A 9,548-nucleotide genomic window follows, 5' to 3' on the forward strand; every position below is an offset into this window, starting at 1 on the left:
AAGGACCGAACGCCGTTGCCAAGGCATCCGACGAGCCTCTTCCGCCCAACACTCGCCATCGGCGAGCATCGACCCGAGCGCCGAAACATCCTCCCGCCGGGCCACCCTGCCGCACCGGTTCGTGATCTGAGAACAGCATACCATAGTATGCAAATAAGACTGCCTGCTTGATTCAGGTAAGACGAAGCAACATCGAAAACGGTATAATGATACCATAGGGCAAGTGGCATGATACGGTTTGCGATCATGCGCAAAAGCGGTCGCGGCAGACGGTTTTCTTATTTTTATATTCGTCGTCACTTCTGTGGTGTCGGCTTGATAATACTATAAATCTTCAGTTAATTTACTTGGACGCCGGAATGCCGATTTCTGGTCAGAAGGGCGCGATGGCGCCGATGTGTCGGGTTATTTTACAGTCGGGCCGCCGAGAGGTGGTCATCGGAAATATCGTTACATCTCAACATGTTTGGTCCGACTTCGGCGATCGATCCCGTTGATTCTTGAATCGTTCTGTCGGTAAAATTTACAGCTCTTCTCGGCGAAAAAACGTAGTCAGTTGATTATAAAGGACTTTCTCGTCTGGCCTACATATTGCTCTGAGTACCTGTCGATAGTTACAATCGTTAAGACGATCCGATAGTAGACGTAATTTTCTGCAATCTCGTAAATATAATTCTCGCCACCTCAAGTAGAAACTCTGCGTAACGTCGATATACTCCCTCGGGCACTGTCAAAACAGTCCGCTTAAGGGCTCGCTTTTGATCGCTTAAACGTTCTCGCGCGGCCCGCATCGTACTCGCATCGGGCACTGCAGCGACCGGCGGAAAGGGGTTCGTCCCGTTCTCGCGAAAGAATGATCAGGCTGGTTCTTTTCACGGGGGAAACGATGGACGTCACTCAAACGGGTCTTCCAGGGACACCTGGTGTCAACGGCACGACGCCGGGCGCGAATGGCACCGCAGGCGGCTCGGGCGGCATCGCCATCGCGCCGAACAACGGGAACGGGACGGACACCAGCAATACGGCGGAAGCTACCGGGGGCGGCGGCGGACAAGGCGGCGGCGGTGGCGGCGGCGGCGGAACGGGCGGCAATGCCGGGGGCGGCGGCGCCGGTGGGGCCGCGACGGCGAGCGCCGACACCACGGTAAATTCCTCAGGCGGCATCGTCGCCTCGTCCTCGGCATCGGGCGGCAATGGCGGCAACGCCGGCACGCCGGGCAATTCGGGAACCTTGTCGACCGGCCTCGGCGCAAACGGCGGTGCCGGCGGGACCGCGACCGCGACGGCTGCGGGAACCAACGCCTCGGGGCCGACCACCACGAACGCGTCGTCCCACGGCGGGACGGGCGGGAACGCGACCGGTGCCGGCGTCACCGCCGGTGCCGGCGGCGTCGCCAGCAACACGACTGCTAGCGCATCGGGCACAGGGGCCTACGCCACGGTCACCCAAACCGGCGGCAGCGGCGGTTCGGGCTATGTCGGGGCCACCGGCGGTGCCGGCGCGTCGAGCAGCCTGGTCAACGCGGTCAGCGGTTCATCCAACGGCGGCTACCTTCGCCTGAACCAGACGGCATCCGCGGGCAATGGCGGCTACAGCAACGGCGGCACGGTTGGGGCGGCGGGCACCGCCACGTCGAGCCTCACCTTCAACGACGCGTCTGCCAATCCGGCGACGCCGGCCAGCACCGTTTCCGGCAACAGCAACGCCGGCGGCGGCACGGGTGGCCAGTCGGCAGGTGCGTCCTCGGCGACCGCGGGCGGCACCGCGACGGCGACGATCAATCTGACGGGCGCCCACGCCGTTCGTGCCGCGAGCACCGGCACGGGCGGCACCGGCGGCCGTGCGTTCGGTACCGGAAGTGGCGGTGCAGGCGGCGCCGGCTCGTCGAGCGCCACGGCGACGAGCACCACGGCCGGCAGTGAATCGGTTTCGGCCCTGACCTATGCCAATGGCGGCGCGGGCGGCGGAAACTACACATCCAACGCCGCCACAGGCGGTGCGGGTGGTGGGGCGACCGGTGCGGTCGCGACGGCGACCGAGACCACTGCAGTCGGTGGACGGGCCGAAGCCTACGCCCGGGAAATCGGCGGCCACGGCGGCCGCGGCAACGGCGCGGGGCAATCGGGCGGCGCCGGTGGCACCGTCAGCGGTACGACCGCGACGGCCAGCGGTCATTCGGTGATCGCACAGGTCGTGCAGAGCGGCGGCCAGGGCGGAAACGGCTATTTGGGCGCGAGCGGCGGTGCCGGCGCTTCGAGCACGCTGACGAATGCGGTCAGCGGAACGACGACCGGCGGCTATCTCAATCTGCGTCAGACCGCCAATGGCGGCACTGGTGGTTACAGCAACGGCGGTACGGCGGGTGCTGCAGGGGCGGCAACCTCGAACCTGACATTCACGGATGCGGCTTCGACCAAAGCCGCCTCGCTCTATGGCAACAGCGTGGCGAACGGCGGGACCGGCGGTCGCGGCGCCGGTACGACGAGCGGCTCTGCGGGCGGGGCGGCAACGTCCTCCGATACGCTGAGCGGTTCCCATGGCGTCAATGCCGTGGATACGGCGTCGGGCGGTACCGGTGGTGACAGCAGCGTCGCCAGCGGCGGCGCCGGCGGCACTTCCCATGCCGCGGCAAGTGCGACCACCAGTTCGGTGACCGAGGGGGCGTCGGCAACCGCCGCGGCGAGTGGCGGTGCCGGTGGTCGCGCGAACGGTGCCGGCCATGTCGGCGGGGCCGGCGGTGTGGCGACCGTCACGTCGGTTTCCGCGAGCGGGCATTCGGCTTATGCCACGGCAACGCAGAACGGGGGCAGCGGCGGCAACGGCTACGCCGGTGCCGGTGGCGGCGCCGGCGCGGCCAGCACACTGAACAATGCGGTCAGCGGCGTGGCATCGGGCGGCTATCTGCGATTGACCCAGACGGCCAACGGTGGCGCCGGCGGCTATAGCGCCGGCGGTACGGCGGGCGCGGCGGGTACGGCGTCGTCGACACTGACTTTCAGCGACACCGCCCCGACTCCGGCAACCACGCTGGAAGGTACTACGACGGCGACCGGCGGCATCGGCGGCGAAATCGGCAGTGCCGGAACCAGTGTCGCGGGCGGTACGGCCAATTCCGCGATCGCCCTGACCGGCGTGCGGGCGGTCAACGATACCGCCGCGGCGACGGGCGGCACCGGCGGCCGGACCGCCGGCACGGGCAATGCCGGCGTCGGCGGTGCTGCAACGGCCACGGCCACGGGAGCCAGCTCGACGGCCGGCAGCGATTCCGTTTCCGTCGCCGCCGGCGCTGCCGGGGGCACCGGTGGCGGAAACTATACCGCGAGCGTCAGCAGCGGCGGCGCCGGCGGCACCGCAATCGGCGCCACTGCGACGGCAACGGAGACCGCGGCTGTCGGTGGCCGGGCCTCCGCCTACGCGCACGACAGCGGCGGGCGCGGCGGACGCGGCGTGGGCTCCGGCCAATCGGGCGGCGCGGGCGGCGCGGTGAGCGGTACGACCGCCACGTCCAGTGGTCATTCGGCGATCGCGAATGCCGTGCAGACGGGCGGCACGGGCGGTAACGGCTATAGCGGTGCCAGTGGTGGTGCCGGCGCGTCCAGCACCCTGACCAACGCGGTCGGCGGGATCTCGGCCGGCGGCTATATCACGCTGCGGCAAACCGCGAACGGCGGCACCGGCGGTTACAGCAATGGGGGCACGGCAGGCGCAGCGGGTGCCGCGACCTCGACACTTGGTTTCACCGACACGGGCGCGACGAAGACGACTTCGCTTTACGCCAATGTCGTCGCCAACGGCGGCAACGGTGGACGCGGCGGGGGCACGACCAATGGTGTCGTGGGCGGCGCGGCCACGTCGTCGGATACGCTGACCGGCACCCATGTGGTCAATGCCCAGGATAGCGCTACGGGCGGGACCGGCGGCTATGGCGGCGGCGCCAGCGGGGGGGCCGGCGGGGCTGCCACTGCCGCGTCCCACGCCACCACCGGCTCGGCGACCGAGGCGGCGACTGCCGACGCGACCGCGGCCGGCGGCCTCGGCGGCCAGGCATCAGGTGCCGGGCACACGGGCGGTGCCGGCGGAACGGCAACCATCACGTCGGTGTCGGCGAGCGGTAATTCCGCCTATGCCGGTGCCGCGCAGAACGGCGGTGCCGGCGGCCGTGGCAACGCAGGAGCCAGCGGTGGTGCGGGTGCGTCGAGCACGCTCACCAATGCGGTCAGCGGCACGACGTCCGGCGGATATCTCTCCCTGGCGCAAACCGCCAATGGCGGCAGCGGCGGCTACAGCAACGGCGGTACCGCGGGTGCGGCCGGTGCGGCGACTTCCAGTCTCACGTTCAACGACGATACGGCGAACACGACGCAGGCCAGCACCGTGCGGGGCAACAGCACGGCCAACGGCGGTGCCGGCGGCGCCGGCGCCGGCGCGTCGTCGGGTTCCGCAGGTGGTGCCGCCAGCGCCACGCTCGTGTTGACGGGCGCCTACAGCCTGTCCAGTTCCGGCGACTCCGCCCGGGCCTCCGGCGGCACGGGCGGGCGTGCCTATGGCACGGGTGCCGCGGGCGTCGGCGGTGCCGCGACCGGCAGCGCTACGACGGTCAGCACGACGACCGGAACCAATTCGACCAACGCATCCACCTATACGACCGGCGGCAACGGCGGCGGCAACTATTCGTCCGCCGGTAACGGCGGCGCGGGCGGGACCGGCACGGGGACGAGTTCGACGACGGAAACGGGTGCCACGGGCGGTCGGGCCTTCGCCTACACCAGGGACAATGGCGGCAACGGCGGAAGAGGGTCGGGCACCGGCCACACGGGCGGTGCGGGTGGTGTGGCGAGCGGCGGGACTGCGATCGCCAGCGGTCATTCGGCACGGGCCGAGGTGGTGCAGGTCGGTGGATCCGGCGGGTCCGGCTTCGGCGGTGCCAATGGCGGCGCCGGTGCCGCGAGCACGCTCACCAACGCCGTCAGCGGGACGAGCACCGGCGGCTACGTGACCCTGCGGCAGACCGCCGACGCCGGTTCGGGCGGCTATAGCAGCGGCGGCACGGTCGGCCAGGCCGGCGCCGCGACGTCGAGCCTGACCTTCACCGACACCGGGACGACAAAGGCCACTACGGTGACCGGCTACAGTGTAGCCAACGCCGGTACCGGGGGCCGCGGGGGCAGCACGACGGCAGGCGGCACGGGTGGTGCGGCGACCTCGTCGATTGCGCTCACCGGGTCCCATGTCGCCAGCGCCACGGGCAATGCCGCGGGCGGTGCGGGCGGCTACAGCAGCGCTGCCGGCGGTGGCAGCGGTGGCGCGGCGCACGCGACGGCGACGGCGACCACCAGTTCGGTGACGGAGGCGGCGCGCGCGGCGGCCACGGCGACCGGCGGCACGGGTGGACGGGGCAGCGGTGCCGGCAATGCCGGGGGCGCCGGCGGCGTCGCCACGATCGGGACCGTCACGGCAACGGGCGACGCGGTTTATGCCGCAGCCACCCAGAACGGTGGTGTGGGCGGCAGCGGCGCCAACGGTGCCAACGGCGGCGCGGGCGCATCCAGCACGCTGACCAACGGGGTCAGCGGGTCCAGCGGCGGCGGGTACATGCGGCTGCAGCAGACCGCGACCGGCGGCGCCGGTGGCTACAGCGGCGGCGGTACGGGCGGTGCCGCGGGCGTGGCGACGTCCAGCCTCACCTTCAACGACAATACGGCGAATGCGACACAGTCGACCGATCTGCTGGGATCCAGCGTCGCAAATGGCGGTGCGGGTGGCAGCGCCAGCGGACATTCGGGCAGCGCCGGCGGTGCGGCCAGTGCCACGCTCGTGCTGACGGGCGCCCACACCATCGGGGCGAACTCGGGCAATTCCGCCCGGGCCAACGGCGGCACCGGAGGCCGGACCTATGGGACCGGCACGACCAACGCGGGCGGGGCCGGCGGAACGGCGACGGCCCATTCCACCGCGACAAGCACGACGGTCGGCACCGACTCGACGAGCGCGCTCACCTATGCGACGGGCGGCACGGGCGGCGGCAACTATGCCGCAGGCGGCAATGGCGGCGCCGGCGGGACCGCGGGCGGGACGAGTTCGGCGACGGAGGCCGCCGCTACCGGCGGTCGGGCCTATGCCTATGTCCGGGTGGCCGGCGGCAACGGCGGCAGAGGGATCGGCGCCGGTTCGGTCGGCGGCGCCGGCGGCGTCGCGAGTGGCGTGAGCGCGGTGGCGAGCGGCCATTCGGGCCGTGCCGAGGCGATCCAGTCCGGCGGATCGGGCGGGTCGGGCATCAGCGGCGCCAATGGCGGCGCGGGCGCTGCGAGCACGTTGACCAATGCGGTCACCGGCACCACGACCGGCGGCTATCTGAGCTTGATCCAGCAGGCGAACGGCGGTACCGGCGGTTACAGCAACGGCGGCACGGCGGGTGCTGCGGGCACCGCGACCTCCAATCTGACCTTCAACGACGTCACGGCGAACCCCGGTTCGCCGGCGGGAGTCCTGCAAGGTACCAGTACCGCGAATGGCGGAGCCGGCGGCCGTGCCCAAGGCACGACGGTGGGTTCGGCCGGCGGTACGGCGACGAGCTCGATCAACCTGACCGGCGGCCATGCGATCGGTTATGCGCGTGCTCACTCGACCGGCGGGGCCGCCGGCCGGACCTATGGCACGGGAACCGGCGGTGCCGGCGGTGCCGCAACCTCGAGCGCGACCGGCACCAGTACCACGACGAGCAACGAGTCGATCAGCGCGGAGGCCTACACGACCGGCGGGTCCGGCGGCGGCAACTATGGCAGCGCCGGCACGGGTGGTGCCGGTGGCGCTGCCAGCGGGGCCACCGCCACGGCCATGGAAACGAGCGCTACCGGTGGGCGTGCCTATGCGACGGCGGCACAGACCGGCGGCCTCGGCGGCCGGGGCGTCGGAACCGGGCATTCGGGCGGCGCCGGCGGCGTGGCCAGCAATACGACCGCCACGGCCAGCGGCTATTCGGCGGTCGCTACCGTCGCACAAACCGGCGGCAGCGGCCGGAACGGCTATTCCGGTGCCAACGGCGGCGCCGGTGCGTCGAGCACGGTGACCAACGCGGTCAGCGGCACCACGGCCGGCGGCTATCTGCGGCTGCACCAGACTGCGACCGGCGGCGCCGGCGGCTACAGCAATGGCGGTACGGCGGGTGCTGCCGGCGCCGCAACGTCGAGCCTGACCTTCAGCGATACCGGCACCATCCATGCAAGTTCCCTCGCCGGCTACAGCACGGCGAACGGCGGCGGCGGCGGTACCGGTGCGGGCACGACCAGCGGGGCTGTCGGCGGCGCGGCGACGTCTTCGCTCAATCTGACCGGGGTCGCGCAGGTCTCCACGACGGCAAATGCGACCGGTGGTACCGGCGGAACCGTCAGCGGTTCGGGAACCGCCGCGGCGGGCGGTGCTGCCAATGCAACGTCCCAGGCGTTCGCGACGGGCGCCGGCAACACGGGCACGGCGGACGCGAACGCCACGGCGACCGGAGGCAATGGCGCTACCATCGGCGTTGCGAACGCGACGTCGCTCGCCTCGACGGCGAACGGCCAGGAAGCTGAGGCTGATGCCACGGCTCGCGGCATCAGCGGTTCGGCCCACACGACCGCGACGACGACGAGCGTCCAGACCGGCGGCCCGGTCAACAGCGTCTCTTCGATCGCAACCTCGCAGGTCGGTCTTGCCGGAGCGAATGCGGAAAGCCTGGCCACTCTCGTCGGAAATTTCGGCTTCGGCGGCACATCGCGCAATTCCTATGCCTTCGTGACGGGGCTGCCCTCCAGCGGCACCGTCTCGTCGGACCTGTCGGGCCATAGCAACGTCATCGCGGCGTTCGGTCCAAGCTCGACCGTGTTCGGCGAAGCGGCTCAAGGTGCCTTCTATGCAAGCGGGGCCACCGGGTCTCAGGAGTACAAGAGCACGATCGCGTTCGACCTCGACACGGCGAACCTGTCCGGCCATCTCGTCGCCGGGCTGCTCGACGACCAGACCATCGGAACCGGGTTCAGCACGCTCGATTTCAACATTACCGAGGGTGGCACGACGGTCTTCGACCGGTCGTTCACGTCGCTCAGTGCCGCCCAGGCGTTCTTCACCAACAACGCGCTCGATCTCGGCACCTTCGCGAGCAGCACCAGCCTCGTGGTCGACTTCAATTTCGACCTGGTGACGAGCACGGTCGGCGCCGGCTTCGGCGCCGACTTCCTGGTCGGCACGACGAACGGGCCCCCGATCGTCACGGTGCCCGGTGCCAAGGTCGTGGAACAAGGGACCCTGACGGCGATCGGCGGCATCAGCGTCTCGGATGCCGCCAGCACCGTCACGGTCACCTTGACCGATACGACGGGCACTCTGTCGGCGACCGGCACCGGCGTCAGCGGTTCGGCCCATGACCTCGTCATCACCGGCACCGTGTCGCAGGTCAACGCCGACCTCGCCACTCTGCAGTATCAGTCGAATACCGTGGGCGGCGACACGATCGACGTGAACACGACGGACTCGTTCGGCGGAAACGCCGCACAGAGCACGATCGGGGTCACGACGGACGGACCGCCGGTCACGACCGTTCCGGGGGCGCAGACGGCGACCCAGGGCACCGCGGCCGCGATCTCGGGTGTCAGCGTCGCCGATGCGGCGGCGAGCGGCACGGTGACGGTCGTCCTGACCGACACGACCGGCAACTTGTCGGCGACCGGCGCGGGGGTCAGCGGATCGGGCACGCACGACCTGGTGATTTCCGGCTCGGTCGGTCAGGTCAATTCCGATCTGGCGACCTTGACCTACCTTTCGTCCACGGCCGGCGGCGACACGATCGACGTCAACGCCAGCGATGCGCTCGGCGGCCATGCCGCCCAGACCACGATCGCGGTGACGACCGGGACGGCCCACCAGCCGCCGGTCACGACGGTGCCGGGCACTCAGACGATCGAACAAGGTGTGGCCACCGCGATCTCGGGCGTCAGCGTTGCAGATGCCTTGACCGGCGGCCAGACCGTGACGGTCACTCTGACCGATACGACCGGCAGCCTGTCGGCGACCGGGACCGGCGTCAGCGGGTCCGTGCATGACCTGGTGATCACCGGCACGGTGGCGCAGGTGAACGCCGACCTCGCGACCTTGAAGGACCAGTCGGGCACCGTCGGCGGCGATACGATCACCGTCAACGCGACCGACAGCCTGGGCAGCAATGCCGCTCAGACGACCATCAGTGTCACGACCAACGGACCGCCGGTGACGACGGTACCGGGGGCGCAGACGGTGGTGACCGGGACGGCGACCGGGATCTCCGGCGTCAGCGTTTCCGATGCGGCGAGCAGCGGCACCGTGACGGTCGAGCTGACCGACACCTCCGGCACCCTGTCGGCGATCGGGACCGGCATCAGCGGGACGGCCCACGACCTGCTGTTGACCGGCACGGTGGCCCAGGTCAATGCCGACCTCGCGACCCTCAGCTACCTCGGCAGTTCGTCCGGCAGCGACACGATCGACGTCAATGCCAGCGACGCGCTCGGCGGCCATGCCGTCCAGACCACGATCGGCG

1 protein-coding gene is annotated in these 9,548 nt (G+C 70.2%); it reads left to right on the forward strand.

The window, feature by feature from the left end:
• Positions 1–886: 886 nt before the first annotated feature.
• Positions 887–9,548: hypothetical protein (locus VGV37_RS00080; protein ID WP_326877541.1), on the forward strand; the 8,662-nt coding region annotated here is incomplete at its 3' end.

Source organism: Aliidongia sp. (genome assembly GCF_035943795.1).
Lineage (GTDB): Bacteria > Pseudomonadota > Alphaproteobacteria > ATCC43930 > CGMCC-115725 > Aliidongia.